General features: G+C 35.1%; 12 protein-coding genes and 1 tRNA gene. 9 read left to right on the forward strand and 4 right to left on the reverse strand.

The window, feature by feature from the left end; genetic code table 11:
• The first annotated feature begins 43 nt into the window (after positions 1–43).
• From ABEB31_RS02090 to ypfJ, 7 genes are all read left to right on the forward strand, one after another.
• Positions 44–1240: an SH3 domain-containing protein gene (locus ABEB31_RS02090; RefSeq protein ID WP_347049687.1), complete on the forward strand. Its 1197-nt coding sequence runs from the start codon at positions 44–46 to the stop codon at positions 1238–1240.
• A gap of 50 nt (positions 1241–1290) precedes the next feature.
• Positions 1291–2109: a 3-methyl-2-oxobutanoate hydroxymethyltransferase gene (gene panB / locus ABEB31_RS02095; RefSeq protein ID WP_347049688.1), complete on the forward strand. Its 819-nt coding sequence runs from the start codon at positions 1291–1293 to the stop codon at positions 2107–2109.
• 205 nt (positions 2110–2314) lie between these two features.
• Positions 2315–3004 carry an RluA family pseudouridine synthase gene (locus ABEB31_RS02100; protein ID WP_347049689.1) on the forward strand — a complete coding sequence of 230 codons (690 nt, stop codon included), beginning with the start codon at positions 2315–2317 and terminating at the stop codon, positions 3002–3004.
• A gap of 74 nt (positions 3005–3078) precedes the next feature.
• The gene (locus ABEB31_RS02105; protein ID WP_347049690.1) at positions 3079–4407 is read left to right on the forward strand and encodes an aldehyde dehydrogenase; all 1329 of its coding nucleotides are present in this window, start codon (positions 3079–3081) and stop codon (positions 4405–4407) included.
• A 118-nt stretch (positions 4408–4525) separates the two neighbouring features.
• Positions 4526–5335: a hypothetical protein gene (locus ABEB31_RS02110; RefSeq protein ID WP_347049691.1), complete on the forward strand. Its 810-nt coding sequence runs from the start codon at positions 4526–4528 to the stop codon at positions 5333–5335.
• A gap of 87 nt (positions 5336–5422) precedes the next feature.
• Positions 5423–9475: a PAS domain S-box protein gene (locus ABEB31_RS02115; RefSeq protein ID WP_347049692.1), complete on the forward strand. Its 4053-nt coding sequence runs from the start codon at positions 5423–5425 to the stop codon at positions 9473–9475.
• 175 nt (positions 9476–9650) lie between these two features.
• Positions 9651–10502 (forward strand): KPN_02809 family neutral zinc metallopeptidase, encoded by an 852-nt coding sequence (gene ypfJ, locus ABEB31_RS02120; RefSeq protein ID WP_347049693.1) that lies wholly within the window; start codon positions 9651–9653, stop codon positions 10500–10502.
• A gap of 195 nt (positions 10503–10697) precedes the next feature.
• Here the strand turns inward: ypfJ and ABEB31_RS02125 are convergent.
• The 4 genes from ABEB31_RS02125 to ABEB31_RS02140 form a co-directional block, all read right to left on the reverse strand.
• Positions 10698–10771: transfer RNA gene (locus ABEB31_RS02125), tRNA-His, on the reverse strand.
• Between the two features lie 66 nt (positions 10772–10837).
• Positions 10838–11554 (reverse strand): bacillithiol biosynthesis deacetylase BshB1, encoded by a 717-nt coding sequence (gene bshB1, locus ABEB31_RS02130; RefSeq protein ID WP_347049694.1) that lies wholly within the window; start codon positions 11552–11554, stop codon positions 10838–10840.
• A 98-nt stretch (positions 11555–11652) separates the two neighbouring features.
• Positions 11653–12717 (reverse strand): chorismate-binding protein, encoded by a 1065-nt coding sequence (locus ABEB31_RS02135; protein ID WP_347049695.1) that lies wholly within the window; start codon positions 12715–12717, stop codon positions 11653–11655.
• A 3-nt stretch (positions 12718–12720) separates the two neighbouring features.
• Complete coding sequence (locus ABEB31_RS02140; protein ID WP_347049696.1) at positions 12721–13152, reverse strand: PaaI family thioesterase; 432 nt, start codon at positions 13150–13152, stop codon at positions 12721–12723.
• A gap of 156 nt (positions 13153–13308) precedes the next feature.
• Between ABEB31_RS02140 and ABEB31_RS02145 the strand changes: the two genes are divergently transcribed.
• Positions 13309–14799 carry a right-handed parallel beta-helix repeat-containing protein gene (locus ABEB31_RS02145; RefSeq protein WP_347049697.1) on the forward strand — a complete coding sequence of 497 codons (1491 nt, stop codon included), beginning with the start codon at positions 13309–13311 and terminating at the stop codon, positions 14797–14799.
• Between the two features lie 227 nt (positions 14800–15026).
• The gene (locus tag ABEB31_RS02150; protein WP_347049698.1) at positions 15027–16874 is read left to right on the forward strand and encodes an endonuclease; all 1848 of its coding nucleotides are present in this window, start codon (positions 15027–15029) and stop codon (positions 16872–16874) included.
• Positions 16875–17258 lie beyond the last annotated feature (384 nt).

A 17258-nucleotide genomic window follows, 5' to 3' on the forward strand; every position in this document is an offset into this window, starting at 1 on the left:
TATAATGTATCAAAATGAATTCGGGCAAAATAATAAAACATTCATGAAAAAATTTTACTTCTTATTTGCTTTATTTTTATCTATTGTATCTCATTCGCAGGAGCGGTATTTTTTAAATTCAGATACAAGACTTTATACATCGCCAAATGCTTCTGCTGACTTTCTTGGTTATTTTAAATATGGCGCCGAAGTCCGATTATTATCTGAAGATCAAAACGGCTGGCACAAAATACAAGCCGATAATTTGAATGAAGGATATATTCAGTCCAAGTATCTAGCCAACAGACTTAATTCTAGAGATGTAAAAACACGAGATTCTCAAAGTCCGATTTTAGAAGGCGGTGATGCTTATTATGGCGGAAATCATCTTTTTGTATTGGCAGCAGGTTTAAAAGCCAGAGCTTTACCCGATAAAAATGCTAAGATCAGAGAAGTTCTTTTTACGGGAGATCCTGTTCCCGTTAATTATCTTCCTGTAAATCCTGAGGAATGGGTTAACATCAATGGTAGTTTTAATAAAGAATATGCGCAATATACTTTAAGAAAATTTCTTGGCGAAAGACCTAATTTTAATGCGCTTTTAAAAGATTTTGACAAACTTGATGTTAATGCTCTTGCAGAACGTAAAACTTTAAGCGAAAGAATTGTACAATTGGCCTGGAATACCGATTATTCTAGTTTAGTTCCGGCATATAAAAGATATTACGAAGTTGTAAAACAAATAAATGATCCCAAATTAATTGCAGAAACAGAGCTTAATATGGCTTTAGCGAAAGCTTTATCCAATCATAAATTACCAGAGCAAATTAGTGCTTTTACCCAGAAATCTCAATATTCTATTAAAGGTTTTAAAACAAAATCGGTTACCATTTCAAAGACTAATTTGCTGAAAGTAATGGGCAAACCATCCAAAAAAGCAACCATTTCAGATGAATGCGGCATTTACTTAAGCGATTTATTTTATTATTATCCCGATTTACAGGTTTCTGTAGATGAAAAACAGGACAAAGGAGAAATCATCAAAGTTTTTATCAATGAAAACAACACTTTCATTCTTAATCCTAATGCTATTTTAGATCATACACTTTCTGAAAAAGACTTCATCGACAAATATGGAACCTATGTTGAGGCTTCCCTAAAAACACCTCACCAGTACGCCATTATTATGGAAGACAGCCAATTTAGATTGGAATTTAAAGACGGGAAATTATTTTCTGTCGAAATATTCTACTATTGCTGATTCCCAATCTACAATTATTCAATACTTTTACATATTCAAAAAAACATAAAATGTCAGTAGCTAAAAAAGATTATAAAAGAATCACAACAAAGTCATTAATTGAAATGAAAAGCAACGGAGAAAAAATCTCTATGCTTACCGCGTACGATTATACAATGGCGAAAATCGTTGACACCGCCGGTGTAGATGTAATTTTAGTTGGAGATTCGGCTTCGAATGTTATGGCGGGTCACGAAACGACTTTACCGATTACTTTAGACCAGATGATTTATCATGCATCTTCAGTTGTGCGCGCCGTAGAAAGAGCTTTAGTTGTTGTTGATTTGCCTTTTGGAAGCTACCAGTCTGACCCGAAAGAAGCTTTGCGTTCTTCGATCAGAATTATGAAAGAAAGCGGCGGACATGCCGTAAAACTTGAAGGTGGAAAAGAAATTAAAGAATCTATTAAAAAAATATTACACGCCGGAATTCCGGTTATGGGACATCTGGGTTTAACTCCTCAATCGATCTACAAATTTGGAACATACAGTGTTCGTGCCAAAGAGGAAGAAGAGGCAGAAAAGCTAATTGAAGACGCTCAAATGCTGGAAAAAATTGGATGTTTTGCCGTTGTGCTTGAGAAAATCCCGGCAGATCTTGCCAAAAAGGTAGCAGAAAGCATTTCTATTCCGGTAATCGGAATTGGCGCCGGTGGCGGTGTTGATGGTCAGGTTCTCGTTATTCACGATATGTTGGGAATGAATAATGAATTCAGTCCGCGTTTTTTACGCCGTTACTTAAATCTTTATGAAGAAATGACCAGAGCAATTGGCCAATATGCTGCAGATGTAAAGTCTAGTGATTTTCCTAATTCTGGTGAGCAATATTAAATTTTTCTAGGTTCTGAGGCACTGAGGTTCTAAGGGACTAAGTTTTAGCTACTATGCTTTTGGCAGGAAAGTCCAAAAGATTTCCTTTCATAATATTAAAATTTTTGAATTGCCTCCAGCTTTAGTTGGAGTTTTATTAATTTAAAATTAAAAAGGCTTCAGCCACATTTCTCAAATTTAAGATTCAACCACAGAAAAATTCATTTTGAAAATAGTCTCAAACAAAAATAATCTGCAAATCCTTCACGAAGACAACCACATTATCGTAGTTAACAAACGTGTTGGCGACATTGTTCAGGGCGATAAAACCGGTGACAAACCTTTGTCTGATGTTGTGAAGGAATATATTAAAGAAAAATACAATAAACCGGGAGATGTTTTTTTGGGTGTAATTCATCGTTTGGACCGACCTACAACCGGAATTGTGGCTTTTGCGCGGACAAGTAAGGCGCTTTCGCGAATGAACGAGTTATTTAGTAATCGCGAAACACAAAAAACGTATTGGGCAGTTGTTAAAAACAAACCAAAAGAAACCTCCGGAAATTTGGTTCATTATTTAAAAAGAAACGAAAAGAACAACACGTCAAAAGCGCATCTTAAAGAAGTTCCCGACAGCAAAAAGGCCAGTTTAGATTATACGATAATTAAAGAATTACAAAACTATACCGCTTTAGAAATCAATTTACATACGGGACGTCATCATCAGATTCGCGCTCAGTTGTCAGCCATAGGATCTCCTATAAAAGGCGATTTAAAATACGGTGCTGACAGAAGTAACCCTGACGGCGGAATCCATCTTCATGCCAGAAAATTGTTTTTTGTGCATCCTGTTTCAAAAGAAGAGGTCACGATTGTCGCTCCAACTCCCGACGATCCGATTTGGAACGCAGTCTGATTTTTATGATTTAATTGTTAATTTTTTAAATTTTATCAATTAACTTGCATAGAGAAAATCAAGCTGGGCGAAAAATGGATTATAAAAGTGACATCGGATATCGAAAAGAAACTTTAAAAAAGTTATTGTATAATATTCAGAAAAGCGAAGATCTAATCGTAAAAGCGTTATATGATGATTTCAAAAAACCGGAGTTTGAAGCTGTTTTAACAGAAACCAATTATGTTATTTCAGAGTTAAAAGATGTGATAAAAAACATCAGTAAATGGGCAAAACCCGATCGTGTTTTTCCTTCACTTCTTAATTTCCCTTCTACAGACCGTATTTACAAAGAACCTTACGGAGATGTTTTAATCATTGCGCCGTGGAATTATCCTTTCCAACTCGCACTTTGTCCGTTGGTAGCAGCTGTTGCAGCGGGAAACAGAGTGGTCTTAAAACCCTCAGAACTTACACCGCATACTTCTGCCGTAATAGCAAGAATTATCGAAAAAACATTTCACATCAATCACGTAGAAGTTATTGAAGGCGGTATAGAAGTATCCAATCAATTACTGGCAAAACGCTGGGATTATATCTTTTTTACCGGAAGTGTGGCTGTCGGCAAACTGGTTGCAAAAGCTGCAGCCGAAAATCTTACACCTGTAACTTTAGAATTAGGCGGTAAAAATCCCTGTATTATTGATGACAGCACTGATCTAAAACTAGCAGCAAAACGAATTGTCTGGGGAAAATTTATCAATGCCGGACAAACTTGCATCGCCCCCGATTATGTATTGATTCAGAAAAACATGAAGGTCAATTTTATTTCTTACCTAATTGAAGAAATAATTAAGGCTTACGGAAAGAAAACAGATAAATCTCCAGATTTTGCACGCATTATCAATACAAAAAACTGGTATCGTTTAACGAATATGATTCAGAACGAAAATGTTTTATTTGGCGGAGAATACGATGCAAACACACTTTACATTGCTCCAACTTTAATCGAAGAACCCGATTTGGACAGTCAGATTATGCAGGAAGAAATTTTTGGTCCTATACTTCCCATTCTTGTTTACGAAAATGAAAATGACATCCAGAACGTCATCAGTCGTTATGAGAAACCTCTTGCATTTTATATTTTTAGTGAAAATAATTCATTTGTTAAACAATTAATTTCCAAATATTCTTTTGGAGGCGGCTGCATTAATGATACAGTGGTTCATTTTTCTAACAAAAGACTGCCATTTGGAGGCGTAGGCCATAGCGGAATGGGCGCTTACCACGGCAAACGCAGCTTCGACACCTTTTCTCATCACAAAGCTGTTGTCAAAAAAGGCAACTGGCTCGATTTACCTATGCGTTACGCGCCTTATAAAGATAAATTAGCTTCCATAAAACGTATTTTAGACTGGCTTTAAATCAGTTAAATCATTTCGTAATGTTTTGTAGATTTTTCACGAGAATTGATTTAAAATATTATATTTACGTCAACATACCCGTCAAATTTTACAAGTCTATTAAAAAAAATTACGCAAAATGAAATCTACGCATGACCAAATTGAGGACATCAAAAAGAATGGCTATTCCCTTGATTTTGCAACCGTTTTTAATCACGCATTCGAAAACTACAAAAAAATAGCACTTTACTCCGGACTTATTATTTTGGTCTTTTCCATTATTGCCTTCATAGCTGTTATGGGAATTGTGATCGCCTATTTTGGTGCGGAAAGCATCAGCAAAAACTTCTTTGAAGAATTTGAAAATCAAGATTTTACTTCTGTAGAACTTTTAATACAAACTGTTATTGTCGCTCTAGTTGCCGGAATCGGAGCGCCTTTTGGAGCAGGGTTTCTAAAAATGGCCGACTGTGCAGATAAGGATATTGAATTTAATGTATCTACCATTTTCAGTTATTATAAATCACCCTATTTTGGACAAATTTTTGTATTGACATTTCTTACGACTATCGTAGGAAGTGGTATTGCCAACTTAATTGAAGTCTCTTTAAATTCTTCGGGAGGCAATATCATTGCTGTTGCCATTCCATACATGATATCATATTGGACCTATCTGTCAATTCCTTTGATTGTTTTTGGAAAATTAAATGCCATCGACGCTTTAAAATCCAGTTTTATTGTAGTATCCAAAAATCCGCTTAACATATTTGCATTTTTCATTGTTGGTTTAATCGGTTCTGTAATCGGTTTATTTGCCTGTTGTATCGGAATACTCTTTACAGTGGTTTTTAACAGTTCTATGACCTACGCAACTTATTTCGGAATTTTTGGAGTGCAAAATGAGGAAGAAGACACTATCGACTCAATTGGAAAATACAATGTAGATTAAATTAGAAATTCTTATTGCAAAAGAACCTAACCAATTCTTTAAAGAATTTCAAAAGACTGTTTATCTAACCAACATACCTCAAATTCTATGGCCGCAGACTGTAGTTTTTTCAATCAGGTTATTTTAGGAATTTCCGGTAACGGGAATATCTTAGAATCAATTATGAAAGTATGGTATGTACATAATCCTGATATTACTTTCTATAATAATCCCAAAATTATTATTTTAGGTTTATCTCTTCTTGCCTTTCTAACATTATTAATTTACCAGTTTTCCAGAATTAAATCTAAAATTGGTTATTTCATAGAAAAGAAAAAAGAACAGGATGCAATTGGCAGAGAATATCAGCTTTATATTTTATTTTTTGGTATTGCCATAATTGTAATAGAAATTATCAACGAAATTTTTAAGATAAGACCCAAAAGTCTCTTGCTGATAAATGTTTCAATTGGTATTACAGTTCTTATTATTTATGGCGTTACGGATCGAATAAAATGGCTTAGAGATCAGATTCAGCAGATTTTTATATTTTGTTTTTTTATCTACATAGGTTACGTGGCATATAATATCGTTGCGCACGCCGATGATGTTGTTCCGATTATTGTTTTTTTAATTTCCTTTTTCTTTTCGTACAGCATTCTTAAACCCATAAAAGTCTATTGGCTTTTTATAGCGCTGACTTTTTTCTTTCTAATTTCAACCGTAGCCTTTCAGCTCATTCCCATAAAATCATCTATCCTGCTAATTAATTTCTGCATTCTGATTTTCATAATCAATCAGGTAAAATATGCCGTTTTATTAAATAATCGTGACAACTTCAGGTTTGCAAGCGAAATTGTTCATAAAGGAAATTCACTCACAATAGCATCCAATCAAAATGGTGAAATAGTATTCTGCAGCGAAACCATAATACCCATTCTGGGCTATCAGCCGGAAGAAGTTATGGGATTAAAATTCTGGGAATTAACTCAGGATCCGGAATTCGTTAAAAAATCAAATCCTGTTAAAAATTATGAGAATAAACTTTATATCAGAAAATTAAAAACGGGAAATGGCGATTATAAATACATTCAATGGAAAGATAAAAAGTTTTCTAATGATTTAATAATCAGTATTGGACAGGATGTTACAGAACAGGTAATCGTTCAGGATCAATACAAAAATCTTATTCAGACCGCAACAGATATTATTTTCGAAATTGATGCAGATGGCCATTTTAGTTTCCTTAATGAATTTGGTTATTCTATACTCGGCTATTCTGAAGAGGAGATTATGCAGAAGCACTATTCCAATATAATTCCTGAAAATCACATAAAAAGCGCCGTAGATTTTTACGAAAATCTTGTGCTCAATGAAGACAATTATCCTATTATAGAAATTCCGATCTTAAAGAAAAACGGTAAAGAAATATGGGTTTCGCAAAAAATTATTATTCGAAAAAATGATGCTGGTCAAATAATTGGCTTTTCGGGAATTGCCAGAGACATTACAGAAAAAAAGAACATCGAAAACGAGAAAAAGAAACGTCTTCAAAAAATTGAAGCTTATAATAATTCAACCAAAAAATTATCGACCACCGATTTTAGCAAATACGACCAACTGAATGTTGTTATTGATCTGATAATTAAAGAAGCCGCCATTATAAGCCGCACAAACCGCGTTAGTTTCTGGAAATATGATAAGGATTTAATTACCTGTCAAAACATTTTTAGTATTGATAACCAGAGTTTAAAAGACAAAAACATTTTAGATAAAGAATCGTATCCCATTTATTTTGAAACATTAAACAAAAAAGCAATTATTAACGCTCCGGACGTATTTAGCAAATTGGAAACTTCGGAGTTTCACAAACTTTATTTTACTAAAAATAATATCAAGTCAATGCTTGATGTTCCTATTTTTTTTACAGGACAGCTTGCCGGAGTTGTTTGTTTTGAAAGCACCGAAAAAAAGCGGGACTGGGACAATGAGGATATTAATTATGCCAGAACGATTTCAGATGTTATTTCGCTAGCAATTTCTTCACAAATGCGACTGGAAGCAGAGAGAAAGCTGGAATTTAAAAGTCAGCTCTTATCCGCCCTTTCTTCCTGTACAGAAAAATTCCTGCTGAGTAAAACGACACAGCAGATGTTTGAGGAAACGTATAATATTATTGGAAAAGTAGCCAATGTAGATCACATGTATTATTACGAAAAAGATCCGGTTTATAATACGATGAGTCAGAAATACAAATGGTCACGCGAGGGAGTTACGCATCAGATTACGCCTTTGCGTCATATGACAGAAGAAAATTTAAAAGAGATTTACGAAGCTGCATCACAAAAAAAAATCCTCAATACGCTGACTAAAAATCTCGAAGATGGCTTTTTTAAAACACTGCTTATTAACAACGAAATAAAATCTATTCTCATTTTACCTCTGTATATCAACGATTTATTTACCGGCTTTATTGGTTTTGATGATTGCATGAGAGAGAAGAAATGGTCGGAAGATGAAATTAATATTTTTCAGGTATTAGCCAATAATATTTCCTCGGCACTGGAAAGAAATCGGAATGAAACGAAAATTGTTGAAAGCGAAGAAAAATTCAAATTAATTGCCAACAACATTCCGGGAACGGTTTACTTATCGAAATTTGATGCTTTTTCGACTAAAATTTTTCTTAATGATGAAGTTTTAAATCTGACAGGATATTCAAAATCTGAGTTTATTGAAAATAATTTGTCTTTTCTTTCCTTAATTCATCACGAAGACAAAGAAGACGTAGTTAACAACCAGATTGATAATCTCCAAAAAGGCCATCCTTTGCACAATGTATATCGCATTAAGCGAAAAACGGGTGAATATATTTGGGTTGAGGAGTTTGGCGACGTGATTAAAAGAGATGATGAAATCGAATTTGTGGGCGGGATTTACTTTGACATTACCAACAAAAAAGAAATAGAAGACGCCATAAAAGCCAAACAACTGGCAGAAGCCGCAAATAAATCTAAGTCTGATTTTCTGGCGAATATGTCGCACGAAATAAGAACTCCGTTGAACGGAATTATTGGCTTTACCCATTTATTGATGAAAACTGAATTGGAAGAAATTCAGGAAAAATACATGACGACGATAAACCAATCGGCGCATTCGCTGCTTGAAATTGTTAACGATATTCTGGATTTCTCTAAAATTGAAGCCGGAAAACTCGAGTTATTTATTGATCTCTACGACATTCAGAAAGTACTGGGACAGGTTTTCGACTTAATCCTGTACGAATCCAATCAGAAAAATCTGGAACTGGAACTCAACATCGATCCGGATGTTCCAAAATATATATGGACGGATATTGTCAGGATCAAACAAATTTTGATTAATCTCCTTTCAAATGCGGTTAAATTTACAACAGAAGGCTCTATTAAATTAAATGTCACTGTTTTAGAAAAGAAAAAAAACAACCATCATCTGATTCGTTTTGCGGTAATTGACACTGGAATAGGTATTCTGGATAAAAACCAAAAGAAAATCTTTAAGGCTTTTTCTCAGGAAGACAGTTCTACAACCAGAAAATTTGGAGGGACAGGCTTGGGATTAACGATCTCAAATCAACTGCTTGCTTTAATGGAAAGCCGTTTGCAACTCGAAAGCAAAATTGACGAAGGAAGTACTTTTTTCTTCGATTTAAGTTTAAAAACCAGCAATCAAATTGGTAATCAAAAATATAACTCCGAACTTAAAAATCAAAATACCGAACTTCATTCTGAGGAAATAGAACCAGGCCCAAATACGATTCGGTTTTTAATTGTAGAAGATAATAAAGTTAATATGCTGCTGCTTAAAACTATAATTAAAAACCTTTACAATAGCGCCTATGTATTTGAATGCGAAAACGGTTATGAAGCAATACAGCAATTTGAAAAAATAAATCCCACGATTGTTTTTATGGACATCCAAATGCCTATTATGAATGGATATGAAACCGCAAAAGCCATTAGAAACACTAAATACGGCAAGGATATTCCGATCATTGCAGTTACAGCCGGCGCAGAAAAAGACGAAAGAAACAAATGCATTGCCGCAGGAATGGACGATTATATTTCAAAACCCATTATGAAAGGAACTGTAGAAGAAGCATTGATAAAATGGCTGGGCTGATTTCTATTATTTGAACACCATAAGCAGACTAAGAATGCTCCTTAAGCCACAAATAAACCCAACGTAAAACTGAATATTTTTTTATAAAACATAAATGCTGTAATTGTGAAATTTATCATAAAAAATATATAAATTCGTACATCATTAAAAACAATCAGTATAAAAAGAATTCAATATGAAATGGTTAGGAAGAAGACAAAGCGATAATGTTGAAGACAGGAGATCAATTTCCGGCGGAAAAGCCGTACTTGGAGGTGGTGTTATCGGGATTATTATTTTGTTGTTAAATGTTTTTGGCGGTGAAACCGGTCAGACCGTAGGATCTGCGTTAGAGCAGCTTCAGGGTGGACAAAACCAGCAGACGGAAGCAGCTGCTCCTCTGAGCAAAGAAGATGAAGAAATGGGGAATTTTGTCCGTGTCATTCTCGCAGATAATGAGGATATCTGGAGCAAAATTTTTGCCGATAACGGAATGACATACGAAAAACCAAAATTAGTTCTTTTTAAAGGTTCTGTACAAACTGCCTGTGGTGGTGCATCCTCTGCTTCGGGTCCGTTTTATTGTCCGGGCGATCGTAAAGTATATATGGATCTGGCTTTCTTTGAGGAATTAAAAACAAAATTTGGAGCCAAAGGCGGCGATTTTGCCATTGCTTATGTAATTGCCCATGAAATTGGACATCATGTTCAGACTTTATTGGGAACATCTGATAAAATGCGTCAGGATCAGCAGGGAAAAAGTGAAGCTCAGGCCAATAAACTTTCTGTTGCTTTAGAATTACAAGCCGATTTTTACGCCGGAGTCTGGGCACATTACAATCAGGATAATTTAGATGTCGGAGATATTGACGAAGCTCTTAGCGCAGCAAATGCAGTAGGAGACGACGCCATTCAGAGTAAAATGCAGGGTCATGTAGTTCCGGATTCTTTTACACACGGAACATCAGAACAAAGAATGTATTGGTTTAAAAAAGGTTTTAAAACCGGAGATATCAACCAGGGTAATACATTTGAAGAAATTAGATAATACATTAAACCAAATATAATAACCGCTAGAAAGCATGACTTAACCGTCATGCTTTTTTTTGTTTTTAATTATATAAGTTTATTTCACACTTTTATAGAATAATACAAAAAGCCTTAAATGCTCTTATTTAACTTATATGGTAAAATAACAACGCACAAAAAAAGCCCTGAATTTCTTCAGGGCTTTAAATTTCTGGGTGGCTGACCGGGTTCGAACCGGCGACCCGCGGCACCACAAACCGCTACTCTAACCAACTGAGCTACAACCACCATTTTTGCTTAGCGAGTGCAAATATATAACAAAGGTTTACTTCTACAAAGAAAAAAATGAAAAATTTACAACAAATTTTCTAAGCTATTGACTGCCAAACACCTTTCTACTGTAAAACCTTCAGCAAAATCTTTACCCACTAACCTGCCCAGGTCCTGCGCACGATAATTTAAGCTTTCAAAGAAGTTTTTACTGGTAATCGGTGTCGCAGGTTCTTTTGAATCCGGATCGTAAAACTGCGTTTTGTAAGCGGCAATCGCTTCGATCTTTTTATCTTGAAATCCTGTTATGTCCACTACAAAATCAGGTTCAATATTTTTCCACTGTATGTAATGATATACGAGTTTTGGTCTCCAGGCTTCTTGGTTCTCTCCGTCAAGAACAGTTTCAATTTTCATTAAGCCTGATAAAAAACACGAATCAGAAACTAATTTGCTTCCTTTTCCGTGATCAATGTGGCGGTCGTCGATTGCGTTGCACAAAACGATTTCCGGTTTATACTTTCGTATCATTTTTATAACCTCTAACTGATGGCTTTCATCGTTGACAAAAAAGCCATCACGCATCGCTAAATTTTCGCGCACAGCAACTCCTAAGATCCTCGCTGCATCTTTCGCTTCCTGATCTCTGGTTTCTGCCGTTCCGCGGGTTCCTAATTCACCACGGGTTAAATCAACGATTCCAACTTTTTTCCCCAGGGAAACTTCTTTTAAAATTGTGCCGGCACAACCTAATTCTACATCGTCAGGATGAGCACCAAAGGCTAATATATCTAATTTCATTTTTGTTTTTTTTTGTTTCAAGTTTCAGGTTTCAAGTTTCAAGTTCTGTGGAGGCAACCTGAAACCTGAAACTTGAAACTTGAAACTAATTTTTTTAACTATTTTTTCAAAACTCTTTTCATCGTCATGGATTTGTTCACGCTTTCCTCCCATTCTTTTTCGGGAATGCTTTCTTTTGTAATGCCGCAACCCATGTACAGAATGGCTTTTTCATCTTCAATCTGCATGCATCGTAAATTTACAAATAAATCAGAACTCGCATTATTTCCTTCAAAAGTGCTGTTTAACTCTCCTAAAAATCCGGTGTAAAAACTTCGGTCGTACTTTTCATTTTCTAAAATAAATGCTTTCGATTTTTTCTTTGGTAAACCACAAACTGCCGGCGTTGGATGCAGGGTATCTATTACTTCTTCTAAAGTCGAATTATTTTTTAAAACTCCAGAAATATCAGTTTTAATGTGCCAGATTGAGCCCGCTTTTAAACTGTAAGGTTCAGAAACCACAACCGAAGCGGCAAATTCGCGGAGACGCTTCACAATAAAATCGGTTACATATTGCTGCTCGTCTTTTTCTTTTTGCTGCCAGACAATTTCGGTTTGCCTATTATCTTTCTGCGTTCCCGCCAAAGCCATTGTTTCAAAAACATTTTCATTTGCTTTGAGAAGTTTTTCGGGCGTTGCTCCCATCCACATTCCAATTTTTGGATGAAAAAAACAATAACAAAAAGTTGCAGGATATAGTTGAACCAAATGCTGAAAGGTTTCGATAAAATCAAATTCAGATAACGGAACTTCTTCACTTCGCGATAAAACTACTTTTTTAAATTCTTCATTTTTAATCGCCTGAATGCCCTGAGCAACTAAATATTCATATTGAAATTTAGCTTCAGTATCAAAATTCAAATCATCAATTTCAATTGGTTCAAATGAAGTAGCTTGTTTTTCAGCAGTAATAATCTCCGATTCACTCTCCGGAATTAAAATCAGTTGTTTTTCATCAAAAGAAGCAAAAACAAATCCTTTTTCGCTGTAATCTCCAACGTGAAATAAAGTATTATTCTGCTGTAAAATGCCAACAAGATTCGAAGTATTGGGCTTAGAATAAAGTACAAAGGGTAAATTTTGTTCTTTATGATTTTTAATTTTTAAGAAAAATGGACTCATAATTTATTCACTTTTCTTTCTGTCTAAAACCATATTCGTCAATTTGCACAGCGAAATCAAATTACCATCTTCGTCTGTAATTTTAATTTCCCAAAGATGCAGACTTCGTCCTTTATGAATAATTCTGGCTGTTCCAAAAACATATCCCTCACGGATACTCTTCAAATGATTGGCAGAAATTTCGATTCCTCTTACCTCCTGCTCTTTTGGATTGATAAAAAAGAAGGAAGCCGCACTTCCGACACTTTCTGCCAAAGCCACTGAAGCGCCGCCGTGCAATAGTCCCATCGGTTGATGAACACTCGGATTAACAGGCATTTTTGCGGTTAAAAAATCTTCTCCGGCGTCAATATATTCTATTTTCAGCGTTTCCATCAATGTGTTTTTAGAAAACTCATTACAGCGCGCCAAAATTTCCTGTTTTGTATGATTCATTAAAATAAACTTTAAAATCGTAAAATTAAAGAAAGATAAGACACAAATCTAAAATCCTCCCGAAATTTCGGGACTAAAATTTAAAAATCACTTTAAAGCTGTAGGTTTTTTGTTATTTTTACAAAAACAATCAGAATGGCAAAAACATCTATTTAAATGCGTCAAACCTTTACACTTTTTATTTTCGGAATAATTCTAATTTGCAGTTCCTGCCGAACTGATTTTGATACTGTTGCAAGTTCCGGAGATTTAAAGTTCTCCAAAGACACAGTTTATCTGGATACCGTTTTTAAAAATATCGGTTCAAGTACCTATCAATTAAAAGTCTACAATCGTAGTAAAAATGATATCTCGATTCCGGTCGTAAAATTTAGAAAAGGCCTGAACTCCAAATATCGCATGACCGTTGACGGAATGTCGGGGACTAATGGTAAGATTTTTAATAATGTTACACTTTTAGCAAAAGACAGTCTGTATATTTTTATAGAAACAACTGCTGACATTTCAGACGCCAATCCGGCGGATTTTTTATATACCGATGAAATTCAATTCGACAGCGGAGCTAATCTGCAAGAAGTGGCATTGGTTACTTTAATTCAGGATGCTGTTTTCCTATATCCAAATCAAAATCCCGACGGGACAAAGGAAAAAATAAAAATTGAAGGCAAAGATACAGACGGCTTTTATCTGGAAGATAATGAACTCCATTTTACTAAAGAAAAACCATACGTCATTTATGGCTACGCAGGAGTTCCCGAAAATAAAACTGTAACTTTTGAAGCCGGTTCCCGAATCCATTTTCATGCTAATTCCGGATTGTATGTTGGCGAAAAAGCTTCGCTTCAAATAAACGGAACACCTTCAACGACCGAAAAATTAGAAAACGAAGTGATTTTTGAAGGTGATCGTCTTGAATCTTTATATGATGATATTCCCGGTCAATGGAAATCGGTCATCTTTGAGAAAGGAAGTCTGGATCATTCCATCAATCATTTAACCTTAAAAAATGCCGTTATTGGTTTAGATTTAAGAAGTCCGTTAAATGTAGTCGAAATCAAAAACTCGCAGATTTACAATTGTGCTGAGTACGGAATTCTGGCTCAAAATGCTCAGATCGTGGGAGAAAACGTTGTAATAAATTATGCCGGATTAGCGGGTTTATCTTGCGTATACGGCGGAAATTACAGTTTTACTCATTGTAACTTCTACAATAACTGGCCGTCAGGTTCTCAGTTTGCAGTAAATGTGAGTAATAGTCTGGCCGGCGCAACACCGGAAACGAATCCGCTTACTAAGGCGACCTTTAACAATTGCATTATTTACGGCTCCGGCAGCAACGCATTTAATTTAGATAAAAAAGCAACCGCTCCATTTGTGTATCAATTAAACAATTGTTTGCTGAAATTTGCAACCACAACAAATCCCGATTATCAATTTAAAACAGATACAGAGCATTATAACGGTATTATTCTAAACGAAAATCCGAAGTTTTACAATGTCAGTCAGAACAAATTTAATATTGATAAAACTTCTGCCGCTTTCGCGAAAGGGAATCAGGCCTATATAATTCCCATGGATATTTTGGGGATTGCAAGAACTTCTCCTCCCGATTTGGGTGCTTATCAAAGTGCTGAATTTCCGAAATAAAATTTACACATTATGGTAATCTGAAAAATTCTTATAGTGTTCAAAATATCGAGGCTTTCAACCATTTTTATTACTCAAAAACAGAGTAAGAAAATATACCCAAAATTAAACATCGCTTAACATTTCGTATTCATTAAAAATGTAAATTTGATTGAACTTTATTTTAACTTTCTAAAATACAATTCTTTAAAAGTTAAATTATAATTTCTAATCCAAATTTGTTACTTATGAAAAAAAACTACTTTTTGCTCTTATTGATGTTTACCACACTGGGATTTGCCCAAATCCCTTCAGGATATTATAGCACCGCAACAGGAACGGGCTATGCGTTAAAAACACAACTTTACAACATTATTAAAGGCCATACTGATAACGGCTATGCGGGTCTTTATGTCACTTATGCAACATCTGATTTAGATCATTTTTATGAAAACGATGGTTCGGTTCTGGACATGTATTCTGAAAATCCTGCCGGGACAGATCCATATACTTATAGTATTGCAACAACACAAAGATGTGGTAATTACAGTAACGAAGGAGATTGTTATAACAGAGAACACATTATTCCGCAATCTGTATTTGACGAAAAATCGCCTATGGTTGCTGATGCTCATTTTATTACACCAACAGACGGAAAAGTAAACGGAATCCGTTCCAATTATCCGCACGGAACTGTAATCAGTGTAACTTATACCTCTCAAAACGGGAGTAAATTAGGAGAAAGCGGCGTTTCAGGATATTCAGGAACTGTTTTTGAACCTATCGACGAATTCAAAGGTGACATTGCGCGAATGTATTTTTATTTTGCAACCCGATACGAAAATACAATTGCCGGCTATTCTTATCCTATGTTCAACGGAACTTCGAGCAAGGTTTTTACACCTGATTTCTTAAGTATGCTTTTGGCGTGGCACACACAGGATCCGGTAAGTGCCAGAGAAATAGAAAGAAACGACGCGATTTATGGACGTCAGAATAATAGAAATCCATTTATCGATCATCCGGAATATGTAAATCAAATCTGGACAACCGAATCTGATGATACGACGCCGCCAAGCGCGCCAACCAATTTAATTGTTACCGGAAGCACTTCAAATACAATAAGTTTAAGCTGGTCTGCTTCGACAGATAATGTGGGAATTGCAGGTTATGCGGTTTATGCAAATGGCATTTTTAAACAAAATGCAACAGGAACAAACGTTACGGTGACTGGTTTAACTCCTTTAACAACTTATTCTTTTTATGTCATTGCAAAAGATACCTTTAATAATTCGTCAACCGAAAGTAATACTGTCAGCGGAAGCACAATTGAAGCTCCAACAGGCGGCGGAACCGGTAATGAAATTTTCTTTACAGAATATATTGAAGGATCAGGTAATAATAAATATATAGAGATCTCGAACTTCACAGGAAGCAGCGTTGATTTAACAAAATATACGATAAAAAAACAAGTAAATGGGGCTGGTCCGTGGACATCAACTGCGGGACTTGCACTTACGGGAACACTGGCACATGCTGCGTCTTATGTTATCGCTTATAATCAGGGAACAGTAACTTGTTATGCACCTGCCAACGCTAATTTATCAAGCGGGGCAGCTGAACTTCAATTTAACGGAAATGATCCTCTTGGACTATTTAAAGATGATGTCTTAATAGATATAATTGGTACATTAGGAAATACTGCTAATTTTTCTATCGATGAAACTTTAAGAAGAAAACCCACAATTTCTTCGCCAAATATCACCTTTGATAAAGCTGCAGAATGGGATGTATATCCAAAAGATACCTGCAACGGATTAGGTAGTCATACCCTGGCTAATTTAGGAACCGGAGATTTTGATTTCAATTCCTTCTCCATTTATCCGAATCCGTCGAATGGACATTTTACTATTCAGCTAAAAGATTCCGCTGAAGCCTCAAATGTTGAAATATTATCAATTCTAGGACAGAGAATATATTCGAAAGAAAATAGTACGAGTTCGTCTATAAACATAAACAATATCCAAAAAGGAATATATATTGTGCGAATCACGCAAGGTTCAAAAACAAGCAGTAAAAAGATTATTATTAACTAATTAAAATTTATTTTATATGGATGCTTTCCGCAACTCCATTCTTTAAAAAAATCGTGATCAGTTAATTTATTACATTTATAAAAATTGAAAAGCAGCATTTTGTGCTGCTTTTTGTTTTAATAAAAATCCATTAATCTGCCTAAATCTCAGAAAATCTGCGTGAAACAAAACCTTTTAACTCATCTCAAAATGAAAAAAATCCGCAAAATCTGCAAAATCTGCGAGAGCTAACATTAAACAGTTTTAATAAATTCGCGTCAGGAGAATAATTCAAAAATCACGACAATCCATTAAAAATAAAAACTTTTACTTCATTCAGAATTAAAAAATCTTTGGGTCTTAAAGCCTTCGCGACAAAAAAATAATTCTGCAATAAAAAAGCAT

It is taken from the genome of Flavobacterium olei, from assembly GCF_039749035.1.
In the GTDB taxonomy this organism is placed as follows: domain Bacteria; phylum Bacteroidota; class Bacteroidia; order Flavobacteriales; family Flavobacteriaceae; genus Flavobacterium; species Flavobacterium olei.

Coding starts and splice junctions, on each gene's coding strand:
- ABEB31_RS02090 (WP_347049687.1), top strand. CDS start 44: ATGAAAAAATTTTACTTCTTATTTGCTTTATTTTTATCTATTGTATCT.
- panB (WP_347049688.1), top strand. CDS start 1,291: ATGTCAGTAGCTAAAAAAGATTATAAAAGAATCACAACAAAGTCATTA.
- ABEB31_RS02105 (WP_347049690.1), top strand. CDS start 3,079: ATGGATTATAAAAGTGACATCGGATATCGAAAAGAAACTTTAAAAAAG.
- ABEB31_RS02110 (WP_347049691.1), top strand. CDS start 4,526: ATGAAATCTACGCATGACCAAATTGAGGACATCAAAAAGAATGGCTAT.
- ABEB31_RS02115 (WP_347049692.1), top strand. CDS start 5,423: ATGGCCGCAGACTGTAGTTTTTTCAATCAGGTTATTTTAGGAATTTCC.
- ypfJ (WP_347049693.1), top strand. CDS start 9,651: ATGAAATGGTTAGGAAGAAGACAAAGCGATAATGTTGAAGACAGGAGA.
- bshB1 (WP_347049694.1), bottom strand. CDS start 11,554: ATGAAATTAGATATATTAGCCTTTGGTGCTCATCCTGACGATGTAGAA.
- ABEB31_RS02135 (WP_347049695.1), bottom strand. CDS start 12,717: ATGAGTCCATTTTTCTTAAAAATTAAAAATCATAAAGAACAAAATTTA.
- ABEB31_RS02140 (WP_347049696.1), bottom strand. CDS start 13,152: ATGAATCATACAAAACAGGAAATTTTGGCGCGCTGTAATGAGTTTTCT.
- ABEB31_RS02145 (WP_347049697.1), top strand. CDS start 13,309: ATGCGTCAAACCTTTACACTTTTTATTTTCGGAATAATTCTAATTTGC.
- ABEB31_RS02150 (WP_347049698.1), top strand. CDS start 15,027: ATGAAAAAAAACTACTTTTTGCTCTTATTGATGTTTACCACACTGGGA.